Consider the following 22404-nt stretch of genomic DNA (forward strand, 5'->3'; position numbering starts at 1 on the left):
GGGGAGGGGAGCGCGGTCGGCGCCATCCCCCTTGCTCCACCGTAGGGTTGGGGTGACCTGCTTTCCAGTGCAAGTTCTGCAAGGGATCGATGCGTGTGACGCAATCCGGGCTGGACCTCAACCTCCTCGTCGCCCTCGACGTCCTCCTGGAGGAGTCGAGCGTGTCCCGCGCGGCCGCCCGCCTGCACCTCTCCGAGCCCGCCATGAGCCGCACCCTCGGCAGGATCCGCAAGGCCCTCGGCGACCCCGTGCTCGTGCGCGCGGGACGGACCATGGTCCCGACCCCGCACGCCCTCGCCGTGCACGGCGAGGTCCGCGCCGTCGTGGAGCGGGCCCGGGCCCTGTTCCTGAGCGGCGGACAGGTCGACCTGCCCACCCTCACCCGTACCTTCACCGTGCTGGCCCACGACGCCTTCGCCGCCACCTTCGGGTCCACGCTCTTCTCCCGGGTGGCCCGGGAAGCGCCCGGCGTACGGCTGCGGTTCCTGTCGGAGAGCCACGTGGACACCCCGGCGCTGCGCGAGGGCGTCGCCGACCTCGAACTCGGCGTGGTGGACAGCGGATCCCCCGAGGTGCGCGTCGAGCGACTCTTCGACGAGCACATGATGGGCGTGGCCCGGGCCGGCCACCCGCTGCTGCGGGGCCGGATGACCGCACGCCGGTTCGCTGCCGCCGAGCACCTCATCGTCTCCCGGCGCGGCCGCCTGGAAGGCCCCGTGGACACGGCCCTCGCCCGCCAGGGCCTGTCCCGGCGGGTGGTGGGCACCGTCGGCTCCTACCCCGCCTCCCTGTTCATCCTGCGCGAGAGCGATCTCGTCGGCCTGATCGCCTCCCAGGCCGTACCGCTCGCCACCGAGCTGGGGCTGGAGGCCTTCGAGGTGCCGCTCGACCTGCCGACGCTGCCCTTCGGCCTCGCCTGGCACCCGCGCCACGACGCCGACCCGGCGCACGCCTGGCTGCGGGGCTGCGCCCGCGAACTGCTCCCGGCGGTCGCCGGGCACCCCGTACGCCGTACGCACTGACCCGAACGCCTCCCCCGTCCGGGGGACGGGCCGCCGCACCCTGCCCTGGTCGGGGGCGTGCGGGGAACGATACGCACGCGTCCCACCCCGCCACGGAAGGCAGAACATGCGTTTCCAGTACGACACCATCGGCGAGCGCTTCGTGGAGGCGAAGACCACGGCGGCCTTCGCCGCGGCCGACACCCACACCCTGCTCGGGGCGCTCGACGCGCTCGGAGGGGTGCACGGGCTCGACACCATCGATCTGGCCTGCGGATACGGCTACAACACGCGGCTGCTGGCGCGTGGCGGGGCCCGCCGGGCCGTCGGCGTGGACATCTCGGAGGAGATGATCCGGCTGGCCCGCGCGCACGGGGTGATCGGCGGGGGCGGCGTCGGCGCGCTGGAGGGCGCCGTGGGCGCCGTACGTCAGGTGGGCGCGGCGGACGCGGCCGGTGAGACGAGTGCGGCGGATGCGCCGGGTGCCGCGGGCATGGCCTCGGGAGCCGGCGGGGGCGCCGGGACGGCCCCCGCCGTCGAATACGTCGTCGCCGACGCGGCCAAGCTGCCGCGGATGGGCCCCTTCGACCTGGCCACCGCCGTGTACCTGTTCAACCAGGCCGGCGACCGGTCGGCCCTGCACGCCATGTTCCGGTCCATCCGCGCCAACCTGCGCGAGGGCGGGCGGCTGCTGGCCATCGTGCCGAACGCCGGGGCGTACCCGCACGTCGACTGGTCGCCGTACGGGGTCCGGATCGTCGACCGCGTCCTGGAAGGCGACGCGCCGCTGCTGAAGGCGCAGTTCCTGACCCGGCCCCCGGCCGACTTCGAGTTCCGCGAGTGGGCGCACGCCGACTTCGCCGAAGCCGCCGTCGAGGCGGGCTTCTCCACGGTCGGCTGGCAGCCGAACCGGACCCCGCCCGCCGAGGGCGCGCGCGACGAGGCGTACTGGACCGCGTACCGCGCCTGGCCGATCAGCTCGCTGATGACCTGCACGGCATGACGGCCCGCACGGCATGACGGCCCCTGCGATGACGGCCCCCGCGATGACGGCCCCCGCCCCGGCGCCGCGGGCCCGCCCTACTCCTCGGCGGCGGACCTGATCAGCTCGACGATCCGGTCCCGGGCCACCCGCCCCTCCGGCACCGGCAGCAGCGGGTATCCGTGCGGCAGCCCCGGCTCCTCGTGGAACTCCACCTCGGCCCCGTGCGCACGGGCCCGGCGCAGCAGCTCCCGGCTGTCGGTGGTCAGCACGTCCCGGGTGCCGGTGAACACCGTCATCGGCGCCAGCGCCGCGAACGAGCCGTGCAGGGGGCTCACCCGCGGGTCGTCGGTGGCCAGGGTGCCCGCGTACAGCCGGCCCGCCTCCAGCAGCCCCGACCGGGCCTGGAGCGGGTCGCCCGCCTCGATCGCCGCCTGGTCGGGGTGGCTCATGGTCAGGTCCAGCCAGGGGGATATCAGTACGATCCGCGAGGGCTGGGCCCCGGTACGGTCGCGCAGGCGCTGTGCGGCGGCCAGCGCCAGCCCGGCGCCCGCGGCGTCCCCGATGAGCACCGTGCCGCCCGCTCCGCCGCTCGCGATCAGCCCGCTGAGCAGGTCCGCGGCCACCGGGACCGTCCGGTCGGCGGTTCCGCGCGGGGCGAGGATGTACGCCGGTACGACGACGCGGGCCCGCGCCCGCGTGACCAGGGTCCGGATCATCGACCAGTGCGGCCGGACCAGTTCGTTGATGTACCCGCCTCCGTGCACGTACAGCACCTGGGCCGCGGGCTCGATCCCGCGCGGCGAGGCGTCGTACACCGGCCAGGCACCGACGAAGGTGCGCGAGACGTCGGCGACGCGGCCCAGCGAGCGCGGCGGCAAGTGCGAGGCCGGCCGGCGGGCCGTCTCCGCCACCCGTGCGCGCACCGCTTCCGCCGTCGCGAACCGTCTTCGCCGTCCCGCCGCGATCAGCGCGACCGACAGCGCTCTGCTGCGCAGACTCGGCACGCCCCTCACCTCCCCATTCCCTGCCCCGGCCGCGGGCCCCTGCCCAGGCCACAGCCCTTCACGTGAGGAGCATAGGCGTGAAGCTGGGCTGTCGACCCGCTTAAGAAATCCTCGATGGACTGATCACCTCCGCGCTCGGCAGATTGGTGCCTGTCGATACGTCGCACCCGCATCCGTGGTTGCAACGTCCCCTCCCGCATGCCTGGAGCCACGCCCATGAAGGCACTCGTCAAGCACAAGGCCGAGCCCGGGCTGTGGCTCATGGACGTCCCCGAGCCCGAGTACGGCCCCGGCGACGTGCTGATCAAGGTGCTGCGCACCGGCATCTGCGGCACGGACCTGCACATCCGCTCCTGGGACGGCTGGGCGCAGGGCGCCGTCAAGACCCCGCTCGTGCTCGGCCACGAGTTCGTGGGCGAAGTCGCCGCGGTCGGCGCTGACGTACGGGACATCGAGCTCGGCGCGCTGGTCAGCGGCGAGGGCCACCTGGTGTGCGGCCGGTGCCGCAACTGCCTGGCCGGCCGCCGCCACCTGTGCCGCAGTACGGTCGGCCTCGGCGTCGGGCGCGACGGCGCCTTCGCCGAGTATGTGGTCCTGCCCGCGCAGAACGTGTGGGTGCACCGGACCGCCGTGGACCTGGACGTGGCGGCGATCTTCGACCCGTTCGGCAACGCCGTGCACACGGCGCTGTCGTTCCCGCTGGTCGGCGAGGACGTGCTGATCACCGGCGCGGGCCCGATCGGCATCATGGCGGCGGCCGTGGCCAAGCACGCCGGCGCCCGCAACGTCGTCATCACCGACGTCAGCCCCGAGCGCCTGGAGATCGCCCGCAAGGCCGGCGCCACGCTCGCGCTCGACGTCTCGAAGGCGACGATCGCCGACGCGCAGGCGCAGCTGGGTCTGCGCGAGGGCTTCGACATCGGCCTGGAGATGTCCGGCCGCGGCGAGGCCATGCGCGACATGATCGACAACATGACGCACGGCGGGCGGATCGCGATGCTGGGCCTGCCGGCGCAGGAGTTCGCGGTGGACTGGGCGAAGGTGGTCACCTCGATGATCACGATCAAGGGCATCTACGGCCGCGAGATGTTCGAGACCTGGTACGCGATGACGGTGCTGCTGGAGGGCGGGCTCGACCTCAGCCCGGTCATCACCGGCCGCTACTCGCACCGGGACTTCGAGGCCGCGTTCGACGAGGCGGCAACCGCCCGCAGCGGCAAGATCATCCTGGACTGGACGGCGTAGGGGCGTTCCGCCCTCCGCCTCCCTCCCACCGAACCATCTCCCTCCGGCCGGGCCCCGCCCACCCTCCCCCCTCCGCGGGGCCCGGCCCCCTTCGTCAGCCGCACGACTCCGCCGCACAAGGAGAAGCCGAAGCCCATGTTCGAGTCCGTACGCGAAGACCTCCGCACCACCCTCGACGAGATCCGCGCCGCGGGCCTGCACAAGCCCGAGCGCGTCATCGGCACTCCGCAGAACGCGGCCGTGGCGGTCACCGCCGGCGGGGCCCCCGGTGAGGTCCTCAACTTCTGCGCCAACAACTACCTGGGGCTGGCCGACCACCCCGAGGTCGTCGCCGCGGCGAAGGACGCGCTCGACCGCTGGGGCTACGGCATGGCCTCGGTCCGCTTCATCTGCGGTACGCAGGAGGTGCACAAGGAGCTGGAGGCGCGCCTGTCCTCGTTCCTCGGCCAGGAGGACACGATCCTCTACTCCTCCTGCTTCGACGCCAACGGCGGCGTCTTCGAGACCCTGCTCGGCGCCGAGGACGCGGTGATCTCCGACGCCCTCAACCACGCGTCGATCATCGACGGCATCCGCCTCTGCAAGGCCCGCCGCTTCCGGTACGCCAACCGCGACATGGCCGAGCTCGAAGCCCGCCTGAAGGAGGCCACCGAGGGCGGCGCGCGGCGCAAGCTGATCGTCACCGACGGCGTCTTCTCCATGGACGGCTACGTCGCGCCGCTCGCCGAGATCTGCGACCTGGCCGAGCGCTACGACGCCATGGTCATGGTCGACGACTCGCACGCGGTGGGCTTCGTCGGCCCCGGCGGCCGCGGCACGCCGGAGCTGCACGGGGTCATGGACCGCGTCGACATCATCACCGGAACCCTCGGCAAGGCCCTCGGCGGGGCTTCCGGCGGCTACGTCGCGGCCCGCGCCGAGATCGTCGCGCTGCTGCGCCAGCGCTCGCGCCCGTACCTCTTCTCGAACTCCCTCGCCCCGGTCATCGCCGCCGCCTCCCTGAAGGTCCTGGACCTGCTGGAGTCGGCGGGCGACCTGCGCGAGCGGCTCGCCGCCAACACCGCGCTCTTCCGCACGAAGATGACCGAGGCCGGCTTCGAGATCCTCCCCGGCGACCACGCGATCGCCCCGGTGATGATCGGCGACGCGGCGGAGGCGTCGAAGATGGCGGAGCTGCTGCTGGAGCGCGGCGTGTACGTGATCGGCTTCTCCTACCCGGTGGTCCCGATGGGCGCGGCCCGCATCCGGGTCCAGCTCTCGGCGGCCCACTCGACGGCGGACGTGGAGCGCGCGGTGGCCGCCTTCGCCGACGCCCGCGCGGCCCTGGCGGCGGCGCGCGCCTGAGACCGCTCCGGCGCGGCGGGCTCCTGCCCGCCGGCCGGCAGGCCCGGGCGGCCGGGGCGGCTCGCTCCACCTGCGAGAATGGTGGGGTGATCGACCCCCGCCGGCTGCGCATCCTGCGGGCCGTGGCGGACCACCGTACGGTGACCGCCGCGGCCGCAGCCCTGTACCTCACCCCCTCCGCCGTCTCCCAGCAGCTCGCGGCGCTGGAACAGGAGACGGGGCACGCGCTGCTGACCCGCAGCGGCCGCGGCGTACGGCTGACGGCGGCCGGCGAGATCCTGCTCGTCCACACGCATGAGGTCCTCGCCCAGCTGGAGCGCGCCGAGGCCGAACTCGCGGCCTACGCGGGAGGCACGGCCGGCGAGGTGACGGTGGCCGCCTTCGCGACCGGCATCGCCGAGGTCCTCGCCCCCGCGATCGCCCGGCTGGCCCGCGAACACCCGGGCATCCGCCTGCGCGTACGGGACGCCGAGGGCGACCAGAGCCTGCCGCTGCTGCTCGACGGCGAGGCCGACCTCGCGCTGGCCGTCGAGTACCGCGGCGCCCCGGGCGCCGACGACGGCCGGCTGTCGGTGCTCCCGCTGTACGCGGAGCCCTTCGACGCGGTGCTCCCCTCGGGACACGCGCTGGCCGATCTGCCCGAAGTCCCGCTCGCGGACCTCTCCGACGCGGACTGGGTGGGGCAGTACCCGGGGAACCCCTGCCACGACGTGACCCTGCTCGCCTGCGAACTGGCGGGCTTCCAGCCCAGGTTCGTGCACTCCTCGGACGATTTCCGCGCGGTGACGGCCCTCGTGGGCGCCGGGGCGGGGGTGGCCCTCGTCCCGCGCTCGGCGCTGCGCGGCATGGACCTCAAGGAGGTCCAGGTGCGCCCGGTATCGGGCTCGACCCCCACTCGGAGGGTCTTCGCGGCCACCCGTCGCGGGGCGGAGTCCCACCCCCTGATCGCCCCGATCCTGGAGGCCCTGTCGCGGGAGGCGGGACGCCTGCCGACGCACTGAGGTGCCGGGCCGGGGCCGGTGCGGCGGGGCCGGTGCGGCCCGGCCGGCCGTCAGACCCTCCGTACTTCGACCCCCGCCGCCTCGAACTCGGCCGCGACCCGGTCCGGCAGGGCCGTGTCCGTGACCAGGACGTCCACCGACCGGGTCGGGCAGATGCGGGCGAAGGCGCGGACCGCGAGTTTGCTGGAGTCCGCCGCGATCACCACCCGGCGGGCCCGTTCGCACAGCAGGCGGTTCATCGCCGCCTCGTCCTCGTGGCGGGTCGCCGCGCCGTCCGCCGGGTCGAAGGCGTCCACGCCGACCACCGCCGTGTCCATCGTCAGCTGGCCCAGCACCTGCTGCGCCAGCGGGCCCGTCAGCTCGTACGACTGGGGACGGGCCACCCCGCCCGTCAGGACGATCTTGAACTGCGGTCTGATGACGAGCTCGCCCGCGATGTTGAGGGCGTTGGTGACCACCGTAAGCGCCGGCGAGCCCGCCGCCAGGTCCGGGCGGCCGGCCAGCGCCCGGGCCACCTCCGTGGTCGTCGTACCGCCCGTCAGGCCGATCACCTCGCCCGGGGCGATCAGCTGCGCCACCGCCTCGCTGATGCGGTGCTTCTCGGCGGCGCGCCGCGAAGTGCGGTAGCGCAGGGGGAGTTCGTAACTGACGCCGTGCACCACCGCTCCGCCGCGCGTGCGGACCAGCAGCTGCTGCTCGGCCAGCTGGTCGAGGTCGCGGCGGATGGTCGCGGCGGACACGCCGAGGGCCTCCGCCGCCGGCTCGACCTCCAGCTCGCCCCGCTCCACCAGCAGGTCCAGCAGTGTCTGCCAGCGCTCCTTGCGGGTCATGGACCCCACGGCGATCGACCCCCTCGGGTGTGCTCCAACGGCCTAGGCGTCGACATTAACCCAGGAGAACAACCCCCCTGGGTGCTTGAAGTTGCGTGAAATGGGCCGCTACCTTGCAGGAAACTGCACCCACCACGTCAGGGAGCCGGCATGAGCCACGTCGCGTACGAGTTGGGCACGCAGCCCGAGTGCTGGGAGCGGGCCGCCGAACTGGCCCCGGCCCACAAGGCGTTGCTGCCGCGGCCGGGGGAGCGTACCGCGATCGTCGGGTGCGGGACCTCTTACTACATGGCCCAGGCGGCCGCCACCCTGCGCGAGGAGATGGGCCAGGGCGAGACCGACGCCTTCCCCGCCTCCGAATTCCCCCTGCACCGCCGCTACGACCGGGTCGTCGCGCTCACCCGCTCCGGCACCACCACCGAGGTGCTCGACCTGCTGTCCGGGCTGCGGGACACGGGGGTGCGCACGACGGCCGTCATCGGGGACCCGGCGACCCCGGTGATGACCCTCGCCGACGAGCTCGTCGTACTCGACTTCGCCGACGAGCAGTCCGTCGTGCAGACGCGCTTCGCGACCACCGCCCTGACCCTGCTGCGCGCCCACTTCGGCCTGCACAGCCCCTCCGTCGTCGCCGACGCCCGGACCGCACTCGCCGAGCCGCTGCCCGAACAGGCATCCAGCCGGGGCCAGTTCACCTTCCTCGGCCGGGGGTGGAGCGTGGGCCTGGCGCACGAGGCCGCGCTGAAGATGCGCGAGGCCTCCCTGTCCTGGTCCGAGTCGTATCCGGCGATGGAGTACCGGCACGGTCCGATCAGCGTCACCGGGCCCGGCACCCTCACGTGGTCGCTGGGCGAGGCGCCCGCGGGGCTCGCGGAGCAGGTGCGGGCCACGGGGGGCCAGTGGGTGGCCGGGCGGCTGGACCCGCTCGCCGAGCTCGTACGCATCCACCGGCTGGCGATCGCGGTGGCGGCCCGCCAGGACCTCGATCCGGACCAGCCGCGGAACCTGACCCGTTCGGTGATCCTGACCGCCGGCGAGGAGGCGGTCCGATGAGCCTGGTCTCCGCAGGGACGCTGGTCCTGGACGCGGCCGCGGCGGGCCGCGCCGTCGCCGCGTTCAACATCATCACGCTGGAACACGCCGAGGCCGTCGTCGCCGGGGCGGAGCGGGTGGGCCTGCCCGTCATCCTCCAACTCAGCGAGAACGCCGTGAAGTTCCGCGGCGGGCAGCTGCTGCCGATCTCGCGCGCCGCCGCCGCGTGCGCGCAGGCCGCAGGGGTCCCGGTTGGCCTGCACCTGGACCACGTCAAGAGCCCCGACCTGCTCCGGCAGGCGGCGGACGCCGGGTTCGGCTCGGTGATGTACGACGCCGCGCAGCTCCCGTATGCCGAGAACCTGGAGGCCACCCGCTCCGCGGCCGACTGGGCGCACGCCAACGGGCTGTGGATCGAGGCGGAGCTCGGCGAGGTGGGCGGGAAGAACGGCGCCGCGCCGCTGGACCCGCACGCGCCGGGGGCGCGTACGGATCCGGACGAGGCCCGGCGGTTCGTGGCCGACTCGGGGGTCGACGCCCTGGCCGTGGCGGTCGGCAGCAGCCACGCCATGACCAGCCGCACCGCCGAGCTGGACCACGCGCTGCTGGCGAGGCTGGCCAAGACCGTGGACGTGCCGCTCGTGCTGCACGGCTCCTCGGGGCTGCCGGACGCGGAGCTCGCGGCGGCGGTGGCGGGGGGCATCAGGAAGGTCAACATCGGCACGGCGCTGAACCTGGCCATGACGGAGGCGATCCGTACCCATCTGACCCCGGCCGACCCCCGGCCCTACCTGACGGCGGCCCGCGCGGCGATGGCGGCGACGGCCGCGGCGATGATCACGGCGCTCGGCTGACGGTGCTCGGCTGACGGCGCCGGACCGACGGCGCCGGACCGACGGCGCCGGACCGACGGCGCCGGACCTGCGGGCGGGGCGCGGGTGGGTCAGCGGGCCACGAGCCGGGCCTGGTGGCACGTGAGGGCGTGCCAGCGGGCCCGGTCCGGCGTCGCGCCGCGCTCCAGGGTGCGGCGGGCCTCGATCGCGGTGACGTGGCGGTCGGTGGACAGGCACAGGAGGACGAACAGGTCCGTGTGCGCGCGCTCGACCGTCTCCTCGTAGTACCACTCGGCCGTGACGGTCCGCCGGCCGGCCAGGAAGGGGCGCTGGAGGAAGTCCTGTACGCCGAGGGGGAAGTGGCCGAGCACCCCCTGTGCCTCCGGCGGGTCCAGGACCAGCCGCTCCACGGGTGCGCCGGGCCGGCCGGGGGCCACGGGCGAGCCGACGCCCGCCCGCGGCGGCCGGGCGTCGAAGGAACGGGTCAGCAGCGACCCGGGCTCCACCCGGACCCGCTCGCCCCGCTGCCCCTCGGCCCTGCCGCCCCGGTACACCGGCTCGACCCGGCACAGGCCCCGGTCTCCGAACACCACCGCGAACGGTGCTCCGTCGGCGTAGACCCGGGCCCACCACACCAGGGACCGGCCCGCCTTCTCCAGGGTCCTGGCGCGTACGTCGTCCGGCAGCAGCTCCCAGGCCCGCAGGCGGTCGGGGGTCTCGGGGTCGACGGGCAGCGAGCCCGGCTCGTGGATCTGGGTCACGCCCCCGGGGACCTCGTCCCGCCCGGTGGGCACCAGGTCCCCGGGCGTGCGGTCAGGGGCGGCGGGCGGCTGCTCCCGGCGCCCCGGCGACCGGTCCCGGCGCTCCGGCATCGGGTCCCGCCCGGCCCGTTCCCGCTCCCAGGCCTTCTCGTCCACGCATCCCCCCGGATCCCCGAACTCTCCTGAGCCGAAAGCTCATTGTGGGTCACGAAGCACCATCCCGCCGCCGGTCGGCGCAATCGGCGGCCCGCGAGTCCTTCCCCCTTCTTGGAACACGTTCTACTCTGTGCGCCGCCACCACAGCGACCGGCTGGACCGCGAGACACCCGGAGGGGCCGTGCACCTCGAATACACGCCTGAGCAGCAGCAGTTGCGCACCGAGCTGCGCGCCTACTTCGCCGAGCTGGTGCCGGAGGACGGCTACGCCCGCTACGAGGACCCCGCCGCCCAGAAGCGCTTCTACCGGGAGACCATCCGCAAGCTGGGCTCGGACGGCTGGCTCGGGGTCGGCTGGCCCAAGGAGTACGGCGGCCGCGGGATGTCGCCCATGGACCAGTTCATCTTCTTCGACGAGGCCGCGCAGGCCGTCGTACCGCTGCCGCTGATGGCGCTCAACACGGTCGGGCCGACCATCATGCAGTTCGGCACGGACGAGCAGAAGGCGTACTTCCTCCCGCGCATCCTCTCGGGCGAGATCGACTTCGCCATCGGGTACAGCGAGCCGGACGCCGGCACCGACCTCGCCGCCCTCAAGTGCAAGGCAGTCCGCGAGGGCGACGAGGAGAGCGGCACGTACCTGGTCGACGGCCAGAAGATCTGGACCACGAACGGGGACACCGCCGACTGGGTCTGGCTCGCCGTCCGCACCGACCCGGACGCCCCGGCGCACAAGGGCATCACCATGCTCCTCGTACCGACCGCCGACCCCGGCTACTCCTGCACCCTCATCAACACCCTCGCCTCGCACGACACCACCGCCAGCTACTACGAGAACATCCGCGTCCCGGCGACCCGCCGCGTCGGCCGGGAGAACAAGGGCTGGCGCCTGATCACCAACCAGCTCAACCACGAGCGCGTCACCCTCGCCGCCCACGGCACCATGGCCATCCGGGCCCTGCACGACGTCCAGCGCTGGGCCGCGGAGACCAAGCTGGCCGACGGCCGCCGGGTCATCGACCTCACCTGGGTCCGCGGCCGCCTGGCCCGCACCCACGCCCGCCTCGACGCGATGAAGCTGCTCAACTGGCAGATGGTCAACGCGGTCCAGGACGCCACCCTCACCCCGCAGGACGCCTCCGCCGTCAAGGTCTACGGCTCCGAGGCCCGCCGCGACGCGTACGCCTGGCTGATGGAGATCGTCGGCGCGGCCGGCTCCCTCAAGGACGGCTCGGCGGGCGCGGTCCTGCACGGCGAACTCGAACGCGGCTACCGCAGCGCCGTCATCTTCACCTTCGGCGGAGGCAACAATGAGATCCAGCGCGAGATCATCTCCTGGATCGGCCTGGGCATGCCCCGCGTCCGCCGCTGAAGGAGTGTGACTCACAACGATAGTTGACACATAACAGCCGTTGTTGTCACCGGACGTGCGTGCGAACGCGCGCTGAACTCAGATGCCCGTTCGCCAGCCTGAACCCACGATGCTTCGGCGGTCCGTGCGTCGGCGCGTTACGGCGTGCGTACGCCGCCCGGGCGCGCGGCAACGGTCGCCAGCCGGGGAGAGGGTGCGTGCCGCTGTTGTCTGACGTCGGGCAGGTCTTTGCCGGATCTGGGGGCAGCAGCGTTGGAAGGACTCCCCGCTCCTGCTGGCACCTTTCTCGGCTGGCATCCGCGCGAAACTCGGGTGGTCAGTTCAGTGGCGGGGACGCCTCCTGTCTGCTTTCTTGGTAGGTCCTGCGTTGTACGTGCGTGGAGGCTGCCTTGGGCAATACCCGCAAAACCCGACCCGCCACCCGTAAGTCCACGCTCCACCGGTTGAGGGCCGAAGGGCATGCCGTGGAGCTGAGCGAGTTCGTGCGTGACAGGTACCTTGACGGCGCTGACTATGAGGTCCGGAACTTCACGCGTGAAGGCATCGAGGGACTGCTGATGACGGGAGGAGTCCCTCGCGAGCGCGCTGATTGGTGCGACACCGTCGAGTCCATCACCGGCCTGAACGTCAACGAAAGGAATCATGCTGCAGCCGGCCTGGTCATCATGCGTACGGCCCGTGGGGTCTATGCGCTGAGTTACGGAGTAGGGCACCACATGCTGGATCCCTATTACCGCGATGACGAGTTCGGGCTGGAATTCGCAACCCGCTGCCTCGACGACGCTGGAGTCATCAAGGTCCGCAATCAGATCATGGACGGCCGGGGCAGGGTCGACGAGTACTCGGTCTCGCGCGGCGAACGCATCGACGATTTCGGACTGGACCGCTTTGGTGCTGTTGTCCGCCGCATATGCGGAACCGTAAGCGGGCTGGCGCTGACGTCATTGGAATCGGGCCGGATACGTCGAGTACGGGTCGAATGCTCCCAGGCCACCATAAAACTCCCTCTGGCCACCAGCCTGGAAGAGTTCCTCAGCGACCTACGGACGATCGAAGACGTCTGCGCAAGACCCGATCCCCTACCCCAGCTGCGATTCGTCAGCAGGGTCCATACCCTCAACAATGGCAGCCGCAAGGCTGTCGAAGCCCAGAAGATCCTCGAGGGCCTCCTCGCAGACCCGGGCAGTCCCCGCCTGACCACCGGAGTTCCCGACGCCTGTCAGGAAAGCCACAGCTCGGCCCAGGCGTTCCGCATCCGACGCGGAGCCCGAGTGATCGAAACCAACGAGCTCGAATTGAGCCAGCTGCTGGCCTTCGTGAAGGACAAGCCGCACGGCGAGCGACTGAAGGCGCTCGCCGACGTCCGGGTGACCATGTTCAGCGACGACGACTGCCAAACCCCTGCCGGCGTCGCCACCAATGGCAAGGAGTGGCTGATCGCTGACATACAGGCCAACCCCGACCGGCTGTTCTACGGCAACGGAAAATGGTTTGAGGTGGGAGCTGGCTTCATCGAAACCCTCGAAGAGGAGCTCACCAGCCTCTTCGAGGCCCCGCGGACCGTCACGCTGCCCAGCTGGACGAGGGGACCGCTCAACTCAGACGGTCAAGACTCCCACGATGAAGACTGGTTCAACCACCGGGCAGCCGAGCAGGACGGATACCTCCTCTTCGACAAGAAGAATGTCCGCACCAGCAAATTCAAGGGCGGGGGGTTGGAGATCTGCGACGTCTTGGGCCCTGACAGTCAGCTGATCTGCGTCAAGAAGGCCACCTCGAGTACCGCCCCCCTCAACCACCTCTTCGCCCAAGGGGTTGTCGCCGTGGAGACCTTGCGGAGTGATGCGGAGGTGCGAGCCAAGTTCCTCAAGCAGGTAGCCGCCCACAGCCCAAACCACCGCCTCATCCAAGACTTCGGTACGCTCCGCGTGGTCTTCGGCATCCTGCTGAAGGACGGCGAGGATATCGCCGTCGACTCTCTCTTCGCCTTCGCTCAAGTCTCGCTGCTACAAGCGGTGCGGAGGCTGCGCGCCATGAACGCGGACGTCGAGGTCATCGCCATCCGGCGCTGACCGCAGGGCTTGCTCGTCGCTGCGCTCCTCGTAGGTACGTGCTCTGCGTGGCATCGTCACGGCATGGCTCGGCGGTTGGACTTCACGCCTCGGCCGGTGCATCCAGTCGGCAGTGGACGTCGACGATGCCCTCGACAGAGCGGGTGAGGCGTTCTGCCAGGGGGATCAGGTTGCCGTCGCGGACCTCGCCGGTCAGGGTGGCGATCCCTTGGGCCACGGTGACCTTGACTGCCTCGTGGGAGAGGGGGAAGAGGCGGTCGACGACGGTGCGGCGGATCTCGGTGGCGAGTTCCTCGTCGGTGCGGAGGAAGACCTTGAGGAGGTCGGCGCGGCTGACGATGCCTTGGAGGGTGCCGTCGGCGTCGACGACCGGGAGGCGCTTGATGTGCCGGTCGGCCATGAGGCGGGCGGCCTGCGGGAGCGTGGCGTCGGGGCGGATAGTGACGGCCGGGGTGGTCATCATGTTCTCGGCCCGGGTGGAGCCGGCCTTGGCGGTGTCGCCCAGGCGGCGCATCTGCTCGATCAAGCCGGGGCGGTGCTCGTGGAACTCCTCCTTGGGGAGGAGATCGGCCTCGGAGACCACGCCGACGACGTGGCCCTCGCCCTCGATGACGGGCAGGGCGGTGACCTTCCACCGTTCCATCGCGGTGGCGATGTCCTTGAAGCGGGTCGAGGGGGTGACGGCGATGACCTCGGTGGTCATGACGTCGGCGACGGTGTACGGGGTGGAGGTCATGGCGGGGTCCTCAGCGTGCGTAGACGAGCGGGGTGCCGCTGCCGTGAGGGGCGAACAGGTCGAGGAGTCGGGTGCGGGCGGAGTCGAGCCGGTCGGCGATGGCGGCCGCGACGGTGGTGGAGACGGACCGGCCCACGGCCGAGTCCTCGTTGCACAGCTCTCGTATGGCGGCGGCGTCGAACTCGAGGGCGCGCACTTCGTGAGTGGCGGTGGCGCCGAGGTGCCAGGTGTAGGGGCGGAACATCCAGGACCAGCCGAGCAGTTCGCCGTAGCCGAGGGTGTCGATGACGGCGTTCTTGCGGCCGGGGACGTGGGTGTCGAGGTCGACGGTGCCGCATTCGATGATCCAGAACTTCTCGGCCCGCTGGTGTTCCTTGAAGATGCGGGTGCCGGCCGGGAACGTGACCTGGTGGGAGTGGGCCAGGGCCTCGCGGGCTTCGGGGGGCATCTGTTCGAGGATGCTGTGCATGGTGCTCATGGAGTGCCTCCAACCCTTCGCATCCACCCTGCTCGGTGGGCACCCTGGCCGGGAGGGCCGCGCGGTGCACACCGTGGGGACCGTCCGGCCCGCCTCAGCGGACCAGGACGGCCTCCCCGGACTTGGGTACGACGGCCGTCCATTCCAGCTCGTGGTCGATGCGGTCCCGCAGGGTTTCGGAGGCGGTCTCCTCGCCGTGGACGAGGTAGGTGGTGTGCGGGGCCGGGGCGGCGCGCAGCCAGTTGATGATCTGGTCGGCGTCGGCGTGCGCGGAGAAGTGCGGGACGTCGGCGACCTCGGCGCGTACGGGGACGTACTCGCCGAACATCTTCAGCACTCGCGCGCCGTCCACCAGGTCCCGGGAGCGGGTGCCGGCGGCGGCGAAGCCGACGATGACGACGGCGTTGCGGGGGTCGGGCAGGAGCCGGTGGAGGTGGTGCAGGACGCGGCCGCCGGTGGCCATGCCGGCGGAGGAGACGATGATCGCAGGGCCGGTGGAGTCGTTGATGTCGATCGATTCCTGGACGGTCCGGGCGGCCAGGAAGGGCTCCGGGCTGATCGCGGCCTCGCCGGCGGCCAGGATCTCCGGGCGCAGCTCGGACGCGTGGGAGCGGACGGCGTCGCGGTAGACGTCCAATGCCGCCAGGGCCATGGGGCTGTCGACGTAAACGGGTACGTGACGGGGGAGGGTGCCGTCACTGCGCAGGGTGGCCAGCTCGTGCAGGACGACCTCGGTGCGGTCGATCGCGAAGGCCGGAATGACCACGGTCCCGCCACGGGACAGCGTCCGCGTGATCGCCGAGGCGAATTCCCGGCGGCCGCTTTCGTGGTCGTGGCGGCGGTTGCCGTACGTGGACTCCATCAGGAGGACGTCTGCGCCGGAGAACGGCTCCGGCGGTAGGAGGAGCGGGTGGCCGGGGCGGCCGAGGTCACCGCTGACAGCGAGGGAGTGGCCGTCCTCCAGCGTCAGGTGCGCCCAGGCGGAGCCGAGGATGTGCCCTCCGTGGTGCAGCATCAGCTTCGTGCCGGCCATGATCTCGATCTCGCTGCCCACGGTCACCGGGTCGAAGTACTTGATCGTCTGGTCGACGTCATCGTCGTCGTAGAGCGGCTTGGCGGGGCGGTGCGTGGACCAGCCGTGCTGGTTGGCGTGCTCGGCGGCTTCCATCTGGAGGCGGGCGCTGTCGCGGAGCACGATCTCGGCGAGCCGGGCGGTGTGGGCGCTGGTCAGGATGGGGCCGCGGAAGCCGTGCCGGACCAGGCGCGGCAGGTAGCCGCAATGGTCCAGGTGGGCGTGGGTGACGACGACGGCGTGGATGTCCGAGGCGTCGCAGGGCAGCTTGTCCCAGTTGCGGCGGCGCAGGTCAGCGACACCCTGGAAGAGTCCGCAGTCGACGAGGATCCGGGCGTGGTCGCTCTCGACCAGGAACTTGCTGCCGGTGACCGTCCGCACTCCGCCGAGGAACCTCAGCAGGGCCGGGCGGGCGGAAGCAGGAGACGGGAACGGGGCTGACTGGGACATGGCAGCAGCCCTCCTTTCGGAACGGATGCCGGTCTCCACCGTCGCACCGGAACGCCCCGTCCGCTGGGGACCTACCGGCCCCGGGTAGGGGCCGACCGGCCCAAGCGGGACAGAGGGACACAGGCGCAGGCTGACGGTGACCCCTCCCGCGCAGCGCACAGAGAGAAGGCCGCGCCATGAAGGCACTCGTCTTCCACGGACCCGGGCAGACCTCCTGGCAGGACGTTCCGGACCCCTCCATCAAGGACGCCGCCGACGCGATAGTCCGGGTCGACGCCGTCACCATCTGCGGCACCGACCTGCACATCATCAAGGGCGACGTCCCCGAAGTGACCCCCGGCCGCATCCTCGGCCACGAGGCCGTCGGCACAGTCGTCGAGACCGGCGGCGACGTGCGCACCGTCCGCCCCGGTGACCGCGTCCTGATCTCCTGCATCTCCGCCTGCGGCCGCTGCCGATTCTGCCGTGAAGGGCACTACGGCCAGTGCCGCGGAGGCGGCGGCTGGGTCCTGGGCCACACGATCGACGGCACCCAGGCCGAATACGTACGCGTCCCCTTCGCCGACCTTTCCGTCCACCCGCTGCCCAGCGCCCTGGCCAGCCACGACGCCGTACTGCTCGCCGACATCTTCCCGACGTCGTACGAGGTCGGCGTGCTCAACGGCGGCGTGCGCCCTGGCGACACGGTTGCCGTGGTCGGTGCCGGACCCATCGGACTGGCCGCCATCGCCACCGCCCAGCTCTACAGTCCCGGGCGGATCATCGCCGTCGACCTCGCCGCCTCCCGGCTCGCTGCCGCGCGCGACCTCGGCGCCGATGCCACCGCGAGCGCGGACGAAGAGCCCGAGCGCCTGGTCGAGGACCTCACGGACGGACTCGGCGCGGACGTGGTCATCGAGGCCGTCGGCGTGCCCGAGTCGTTCGAGATGTGCACCCGCATGGTCCGCCCCGGCGGACGGGTCGCCAACATCGGCGTACACGGCAAACCCGCCGTCCTCCACCTCGAGGACCTGTGGATCAAGGACGTCACCATCACCACCGGTCTCGTCGACACCCACTCCACGCCCATGCTGCTGCGCATGATGGCCGCCGGCCGCCTGCCGGGGGCCGCGATGGTCACCCACCGCTTCGAGCTGGACCAGATGGAAGAGGCGTACGACGTCTTCTCGCGCGCCGGCGAAACCGGCGCCCTCAAGGTCGTGCTCGGCGGACCGCAGCACGACACGGTCGCCGTACCGCCCCAGGAGCAGTGAGTGCCGTGAAGAGCACATCGAGTACCCGCCCGCAGCAGTCCGGCGAGCCGGCCGGACACACCGACCTGGGCCGCCGCCTGGCGGCCCGCCGTGAAGCACTCGGCCTGAGCCGCGACGAACTTGGGCGGCGGTGCGGTGCCGACGGGAGGTACATCGCCTACCTGGAAGAGCGCGCCTCCAGCCCCGCCATCGGTACTCTCGTGCGGGTGGCCGACGCCCTCGGCCTCAGCGTCGACGACCTGACCGGCGCCAGCGCCCACCGCGTCGCAGGGCGGGCCGCCGCCCGGCGCGACAGTACGCTCGTACCGCTGGACGAGACCGAATGCCGACGACTGCTGAACACCCACGGCGTCGGCCGCATCGCGATCTTCACGCCCGAGGGCCCTGCCGTCCTCCCCGTCAACTACCTGATCGCAGGCCGCGACATCGCCTTCCGGACCTCCGTGGAAGCCGTCACCGCCAGAGCTGCCGGAACCGAGGTCGCCTTCGAGATCGACAACATCGACGACGTGACCGCCACTGGTTGGAGCGTGCTGGCCGTGGGCGAACTGGCAGCGGTCACAGACCCGGACGAGATTCACCACCTCAACACCACTGCTCGCTCCCAACCCTGGGCCGGTGGTCCGCGCAGCCACTGGATGAAGCTCACCCCCACCCGTATCACCGGCCGTCGCGTGGTGCACGACTCATGAACGACCTCCGCGCGGTCGTTTTCGACACGGACGGAGTGCTCCTCGCCACGGCGGACCGCCACGCGGCCGCCTGGAAGGAGACCTTCGACGGCTGCCTCCCCGAGTGGCAGCCATCGCAGGCCGGTGCACGACCGCGCCCGTTCGACGCCGTCCGCGAGTACCGGGACCTGGTAGACGGCAGGTCCCGTCTCGACGGCGTACGAGCCTTCCTCGCCGCCCGCCGCATCGACCTCCCACCCGGAACGCCTGAAGATCCACCCGGGTGCGCCACCGTCCACGCGGTCGCCGCCCGCAAGGAGGCAGTCTTCTCCGCGATGCTGCGGACCGACGGCGTCCGTACATTCGACGACGTGCGGCCCGCGCTCCGGCGACTACGGGAGATGGAGGTGCGATGTGCGGCCGTTTCGGCTTCGCGGCACGCTCGTTCCCTCCTGGAGTGCGCACAGCTCATCGGCTACTTCGACGCACTCGTGGACGGCCAGGACGCCGCCGCACTTGATCTTCCGGGCAAGCCCGACCCTGCCCTCTTCCTCGAAGCTGCCGGCCGTCTCGGCGCGGCCCCCGCCCGCACTGCCGTGGTGGAGGACGCACTGGCCGGCGTCGAAGCGGGACGACTAGGCCGTTTCCGCCTGGTGGTGGGACTTAACCGCGAAGCCGACCCGCACATGAGGGACGCCTTGCGCGCACGCGGCGCCCAGCTCGTCCTACCCGACCTCGTCGGGCTGCCCGCCGTACTCGAAGGAGACCGCCCGTGAGTACGGCCTGGCTCTGGGAGTACCAGCGCTACGACCCCAAGGCCGAGCGGCTCGTCGAGTCCCTGTGCACCCTGGGCAACGGTCGCTTCGCCACGCGTGGTTCAGCGCCCGAATGCGTCGCCGACGACGTCCACTACCCGGGTACGTACCTCGCAGGCTGCTACAACCGGCTGGACTCCACCGTTGACGGACGCACGGTCTCCAACGAGGACATGGTCCGACTGCCGGACTGGACCGCCCTGCGGTACCGCTGCCTGCCCGAGGGCGCACCGCCAGGCGACTGGCTCACGCCCGACCACCCGTCCCTGCGCCACAGCAACGTGTCGCTGGACCTGCGTGCCGGAACGCTCTCCCGTCGCATGCTTTTCCACGACGCCGAGGGCCGTCGCCTGAGCGTCACCCACACCCGCCTCGTCCACATGGGCGATCCGAACCTGGCCGCTCAGAGAACGGTGTTCAGAGCGTACGGCTGGAGCGGCCGGATCGATATCGAGTCCGTACTCGACGGCGACGTCACGAACGCGGGAGTCGACCGTTACCGCGCCCTGGCAGGGCGGCATCTCGTCGAGCACCGGGCCGGGGCGGAGGCGGGGGGCACCGCCTGGCTCTCCTGCACCACAACCAGCTCCGGGGTACGGATCGGGCTCGCGGTGCGGACATCGGCACGTCCTCTGGCACCGGTGGGCGGGGCAGGCGCAGCCACCACCGCCACGCAGACGTTCGTTCTGCCGATCAAGCGGACGGCCCCGGTCGTCGTTGTGAAGACAGCCGCCCTGTGCACCTCGCTCGACCGTCCCCCGGCCGATCCGCTGCGGCGGAGCATCGACTGCGCCACACACGCCCCGGACTTCCCTTCCTTGCTGAACTCCCACCGGACGTCCTGGCAACGCCTTTGGAACGAAGGAGAGTTGAAGGTGCCTGGAGAGACGGGCAAGGTTCTGCGGCTGCACGCCTTCCACGTGCTGCAGACCCTCTCGCCGCACACCGCCGAGCTCGATGCCGGCGTCCCTGCCCGCGGCCTTCACGGCGAGGCCTACCGGGGCCACGTCTTCTGGGACGAGCTGTTCGTCCTGCCCTACCTCGCCCTCCACCTCCCCGAGACCGCTCGCGCCCTGCTGATGTACCGGCACCGACGGCTCCCCGCGGCCCGGGACGCCGCGCGCAGGGCGGGAGCGAAGGGAGCCATGTTTCCCTGGCAGAGCGGTAGTTCCGGCAGCGAGGAGACGCAGCGGCTGCACCTCAATCCGCGCTCCGGCCGCTGGCTGCCGGACCACTCCCACCTCCAGCACCATGTCGGGTCGGCCGTGGCCTGGAACGTGTGGCGGTACGGTCAGGCCACCGGGGACGTCGGGTTCATGCACGGCTCGGGCGCCGAACTCCTTATGCATGTGGCCCACTTCTGGGCCGACGCGGCGACGTGGGACACCGGCCTCGGCCGCTACCGGATCCGCGGCGTCGTCGGACCCGACGAGTATCACGATGCCTACCCGGACGCCGTCGCTCCCGGCATCGACGACAACGCCTACACAAACGTCACCGCCGCGTGGGTACTCTCCCGCGCCCTCGACCTCTACGGGGAACTCCCGGCGACCCGGCGCGCGGAGCTCCTTACGCAGCTCGGCATCGGCCCCGACGACCTCACAGTCTGGGAGGACGTGTCCCGCCGCCTGTACGTGCCGTTCCATCGCGGCGTGATCAGCCAGTTCCACGGCTACGGGGACCTGGCCGAACTCGACTGGGACGGCTACCGTGCCCGCTACCAGGATGTCCGCCGCCTGGACCGCATCCTGGAAGCCGAAGGCGACACCCCCAACCGCTACCAGGCCTCCAAGCAGGCCGACACCCTCATGCTCGGCTACCTCTTCCGCCCCGCAGAACTCGAACAAACGTTCCTTCAGCTCGGGCATCGCCTCGACGACGGCATCTGGCGCAGAACGGTGGACCACTACCTGCGGCGGACCTGCCACGGCTCCACGCTCAGCAGCCTCGTCCACGGGTGGGTCCTCGCCCGGGAACAGGGCCCTGACGCTTGGCGCTACTGCCAGGAAGCCCTGCTCAGCGACATCACCGACGTGCAAGGCGGCACCACCGGCGAAGGGATCCACCTCGGCGCCATGGGCGGCACCCTCGACCTCGTCGAGCGCGGCATCGTCGGACTCGAGCCCCACGGCGACGGCTTGCACATCGACCCGGTACCCCTCTCCGAAGTGCCCAGTTCCTCGTTCTCGATCTCTTACCTGGGGCACCGGGACATCCGTATCCGGTTCCGGCCTGGCCGGCTCGGCATCAACGTCCCCGCGTCACTCCTGGGCCCGGTGCCCCTCGTCCTGCCCGGCGACCGGTACGAACGCATCGCCGCAGGCCAAGAGCGGTGGTTCCGGCTACCCAAGGGATGACCCGGTAGCCACCCCGTGCTCGCGTGGCGGGGCGATCGTGATGCGCACACTGTGGATGTATCAGCCGTTGGGAAGGGTGAACGGAATGGACAGGCAGCATGAGGCTCCGCGGATCGTGGTGGGCGTCGACGGATCGCCCTCGTCCCAGGCCGCGCTGCGCTGGGCGGTCCGGTACGCAGGGCTGGTGAGCGGGCGAGTGGAGGTGGTCGCGGCATGGGATCTGCCCGGTGCCGCATCGTGGTCGGCTCCAGCGGTGGACACCACGTTCGACGAGGAGGAGGCCGAGCGGCGCCTGGTCGAGGAGGTCCGCGCGGTGCTCGGTGAGGACGGCGCCTCCTCCGTGCACCAGCGCCTGGTACGCGGCAATCCGGTCGACGTCCTGGTGGATGCGGCAGAGGGTGCAGCCATGTTGGTCGTGGGCAGCCGTGGTCGAGGTGGCTTCAGCCGAGCCTTGCTCGGTTCGGTGAGCCAGCAGGCGGCCCTCCATGCTCCGTGCCCGATCACCATCGTCCGGGCGGACACCCCCGTCGAATAGCCCCACCTCGGGCCGGCACATAACCTCACGGGATGGTGCAGAGCAAGGCAAGCGACGTCGACGACTACCTGACCGAGGTTCCCGAGGAGCGCAGAGGCGCACTGACCAAGGTGCGGCAGCTGTGCCGTGAAGAGCTGGCCGACTTCGACGAAGTCATGGCGTACGGGATGCCTGCGTACGAGCGCGACGGCGCCTGCGAGATCGCGTTTGCCAGCCAGAAGCAGTACATCTCCTTCTATCTCATGCGCGGTGACGTTCGCGAAGCGTTCGAGGAACGGCTGGCCGAGCACGACATGGGCAAGGGCTGTCTGCGGTTCCGCAGGCCGGCGAACATCGACTTCGACCTGCTGCGGGACCTCCTCAAAGCAACGGCTGCCCGCCCCGGGAATGCCTGCTGACAC

Annotated in this window: 21 protein-coding genes; 15 read left to right on the plus strand and 6 right to left on the minus strand. The window is 71.5% G+C overall.

Annotated elements, in window-relative coordinates:
• Positions 1 to 89 precede the first annotated feature (89 nt).
• Positions 90 to 1022: a LysR family transcriptional regulator gene (locus tag AB0M92_RS16265; RefSeq protein WP_366102794.1), complete on the plus strand. Its 933-nt coding sequence runs from the start codon at positions 90 to 92 to the stop codon at positions 1020 to 1022.
• 106 nt (positions 1023 to 1128) lie between these two features.
• Entirely contained in the window at positions 1129 to 2004 is an 876-nt protein-coding gene (locus AB0M92_RS16270) for a class I SAM-dependent methyltransferase (RefSeq protein WP_366102795.1), read from the plus strand.
• Positions 2005 to 2081: 77 nt separating this feature from the next.
• Here AB0M92_RS16270 and AB0M92_RS16275 read toward each other — a convergent pair whose 3' ends face one another.
• Entirely contained in the window at positions 2082 to 2990 is a 909-nt protein-coding gene (locus tag AB0M92_RS16275; RefSeq protein WP_366102796.1) for an alpha/beta hydrolase, read from the minus strand.
• Positions 2991 to 3206: 216 nt separating this feature from the next.
• Between AB0M92_RS16275 and tdh the strand changes: the two genes are divergently transcribed.
• The 3 genes from tdh to AB0M92_RS16290 all read left to right on the plus strand — a co-directional run bounded on the left by tdh (position 3207) and on the right by AB0M92_RS16290 (position 6580).
• Complete coding sequence (gene tdh, locus AB0M92_RS16280) at positions 3207 to 4235, plus strand: L-threonine 3-dehydrogenase (protein ID WP_366102797.1); 1029 nt, start codon at positions 3207 to 3209, stop codon at positions 4233 to 4235.
• A 135-nt stretch (positions 4236 to 4370) separates the two neighbouring features.
• On the plus strand, positions 4371 to 5579 hold the full coding sequence (locus tag AB0M92_RS16285) for a glycine C-acetyltransferase (protein WP_366102798.1): 1209 nt from the start codon (positions 4371 to 4373) through the stop codon (positions 5577 to 5579).
• An 86-nt stretch (positions 5580 to 5665) separates the two neighbouring features.
• On the plus strand, positions 5666 to 6580 hold the full coding sequence (locus tag AB0M92_RS16290) for a LysR substrate-binding domain-containing protein (RefSeq protein WP_366102799.1): 915 nt from the start codon (positions 5666 to 5668) through the stop codon (positions 6578 to 6580).
• 50 nt (positions 6581 to 6630) lie between these two features.
• On the opposite strand, the gene AB0M92_RS16295 is transcribed toward AB0M92_RS16290, so the two are convergent.
• Positions 6631 to 7410: a DeoR/GlpR family DNA-binding transcription regulator gene (locus tag AB0M92_RS16295; RefSeq protein WP_366102968.1), complete on the minus strand. Its 780-nt coding sequence runs from the start codon at positions 7408 to 7410 to the stop codon at positions 6631 to 6633.
• A gap of 150 nt (positions 7411 to 7560) precedes the next feature.
• Here AB0M92_RS16295 and AB0M92_RS16300 point away from each other — a divergent pair, with 150 nt between their 5' ends.
• Together AB0M92_RS16300 and AB0M92_RS16305 are read left to right on the plus strand one after the other, a co-directional pair.
• The gene (locus tag AB0M92_RS16300) at positions 7561 to 8463 is read left to right on the plus strand and encodes an SIS domain-containing protein (RefSeq protein WP_366102800.1); all 903 of its coding nucleotides are present in this window, start codon (positions 7561 to 7563) and stop codon (positions 8461 to 8463) included.
• Positions 8460 to 9296, plus strand: coding sequence for a class II fructose-bisphosphate aldolase (locus tag AB0M92_RS16305; RefSeq protein ID WP_366102801.1), 837 nt, complete (start codon positions 8460 to 8462; stop codon positions 9294 to 9296). Before AB0M92_RS16300 ends, AB0M92_RS16305 begins: the two co-directional genes overlap by 4 nt.
• Positions 9297 to 9385: 89 nt before the next feature.
• On the opposite strand, the gene AB0M92_RS16310 is transcribed toward AB0M92_RS16305, so the two are convergent.
• Positions 9386 to 10192: a hypothetical protein gene (locus tag AB0M92_RS16310; protein WP_366102802.1), complete on the minus strand. Its 807-nt coding sequence runs from the start codon at positions 10190 to 10192 to the stop codon at positions 9386 to 9388.
• 181 nt (positions 10193 to 10373) lie between these two features.
• On the opposite strand from AB0M92_RS16310, the gene AB0M92_RS16315 reads away from it, so the two are divergent.
• Together AB0M92_RS16315 and AB0M92_RS16320 are read left to right on the plus strand one after the other, a co-directional pair.
• Positions 10374 to 11564 carry an acyl-CoA dehydrogenase family protein gene (locus AB0M92_RS16315; protein WP_366102969.1) on the plus strand — a complete coding sequence of 397 codons (1191 nt, stop codon included), beginning with the start codon at positions 10374 to 10376 and terminating at the stop codon, positions 11562 to 11564.
• 464 nt (positions 11565 to 12028) lie between these two features.
• Positions 12029 to 13636: a DUF6119 family protein gene (locus AB0M92_RS16320; RefSeq protein WP_366102803.1), complete on the plus strand. Its 1608-nt coding sequence runs from the start codon at positions 12029 to 12031 to the stop codon at positions 13634 to 13636.
• 82 nt (positions 13637 to 13718) lie between these two features.
• Here the strand turns inward: AB0M92_RS16320 and AB0M92_RS16325 are convergent, their stop codons facing one another.
• The 3 genes from AB0M92_RS16325 to AB0M92_RS16335 form a co-directional block, all read right to left on the minus strand.
• Complete coding sequence (locus tag AB0M92_RS16325; RefSeq protein WP_366102804.1) at positions 13719 to 14372, minus strand: CBS domain-containing protein; 654 nt, start codon at positions 14370 to 14372, stop codon at positions 13719 to 13721.
• 10 nt (positions 14373 to 14382) lie between these two features.
• Positions 14383 to 14850 carry a cyclic nucleotide-binding domain-containing protein gene (locus tag AB0M92_RS16330; protein ID WP_366102805.1) on the minus strand — a complete coding sequence of 156 codons (468 nt, stop codon included), beginning with the start codon at positions 14848 to 14850 and terminating at the stop codon, positions 14383 to 14385.
• 94 nt (positions 14851 to 14944) lie between these two features.
• Positions 14945 to 16372 carry an MBL fold metallo-hydrolase gene (locus AB0M92_RS16335; protein WP_366102806.1) on the minus strand — a complete coding sequence of 476 codons (1428 nt, stop codon included), beginning with the start codon at positions 16370 to 16372 and terminating at the stop codon, positions 14945 to 14947.
• 176 nt (positions 16373 to 16548) lie between these two features.
• Here AB0M92_RS16335 and AB0M92_RS16340 point away from each other — a divergent pair, with 176 nt between their 5' ends.
• From AB0M92_RS16340 to AB0M92_RS16365, 6 genes are all read left to right on the plus strand, one after another.
• The gene (locus AB0M92_RS16340) at positions 16549 to 17625 is read left to right on the plus strand and encodes a zinc-dependent alcohol dehydrogenase family protein (RefSeq protein WP_366102807.1); all 1077 of its coding nucleotides are present in this window, start codon (positions 16549 to 16551) and stop codon (positions 17623 to 17625) included.
• Positions 17626 to 17630: 5 nt separating this feature from the next.
• A complete protein-coding gene (locus AB0M92_RS16345) occupies positions 17631 to 18317 on the plus strand; it encodes a pyridoxamine 5'-phosphate oxidase family protein (protein ID WP_366102809.1) in 687 nt (228 codons plus the stop codon).
• The gene (locus AB0M92_RS16350) at positions 18314 to 19072 is read left to right on the plus strand and encodes an HAD-IA family hydrolase (protein WP_366102810.1); all 759 of its coding nucleotides are present in this window, start codon (positions 18314 to 18316) and stop codon (positions 19070 to 19072) included. Before AB0M92_RS16345 ends, AB0M92_RS16350 begins: the two co-directional genes overlap by 4 nt.
• On the plus strand, positions 19069 to 21468 hold the full coding sequence (locus tag AB0M92_RS16355) for a glycoside hydrolase family 65 protein (RefSeq protein ID WP_366102811.1): 2400 nt from the start codon (positions 19069 to 19071) through the stop codon (positions 21466 to 21468). The genes AB0M92_RS16350 and AB0M92_RS16355 overlap by 4 nt, the downstream gene beginning before the upstream one ends.
• A gap of 85 nt (positions 21469 to 21553) precedes the next feature.
• Entirely contained in the window at positions 21554 to 22003 is a 450-nt protein-coding gene (locus tag AB0M92_RS16360) for a universal stress protein (protein ID WP_366102812.1), read from the plus strand.
• A gap of 32 nt (positions 22004 to 22035) precedes the next feature.
• Complete coding sequence (locus AB0M92_RS16365; RefSeq protein WP_366102813.1) at positions 22036 to 22401, plus strand: DUF1801 domain-containing protein; 366 nt, start codon at positions 22036 to 22038, stop codon at positions 22399 to 22401.
• Positions 22402 to 22404: the final 3 nt, after the last annotated feature.

Source organism: Streptomyces sp. NPDC051582 (assembly GCF_040681715.1).
GTDB lineage: Bacteria > Actinomycetota > Actinomycetes > Streptomycetales > Streptomycetaceae > Streptomyces.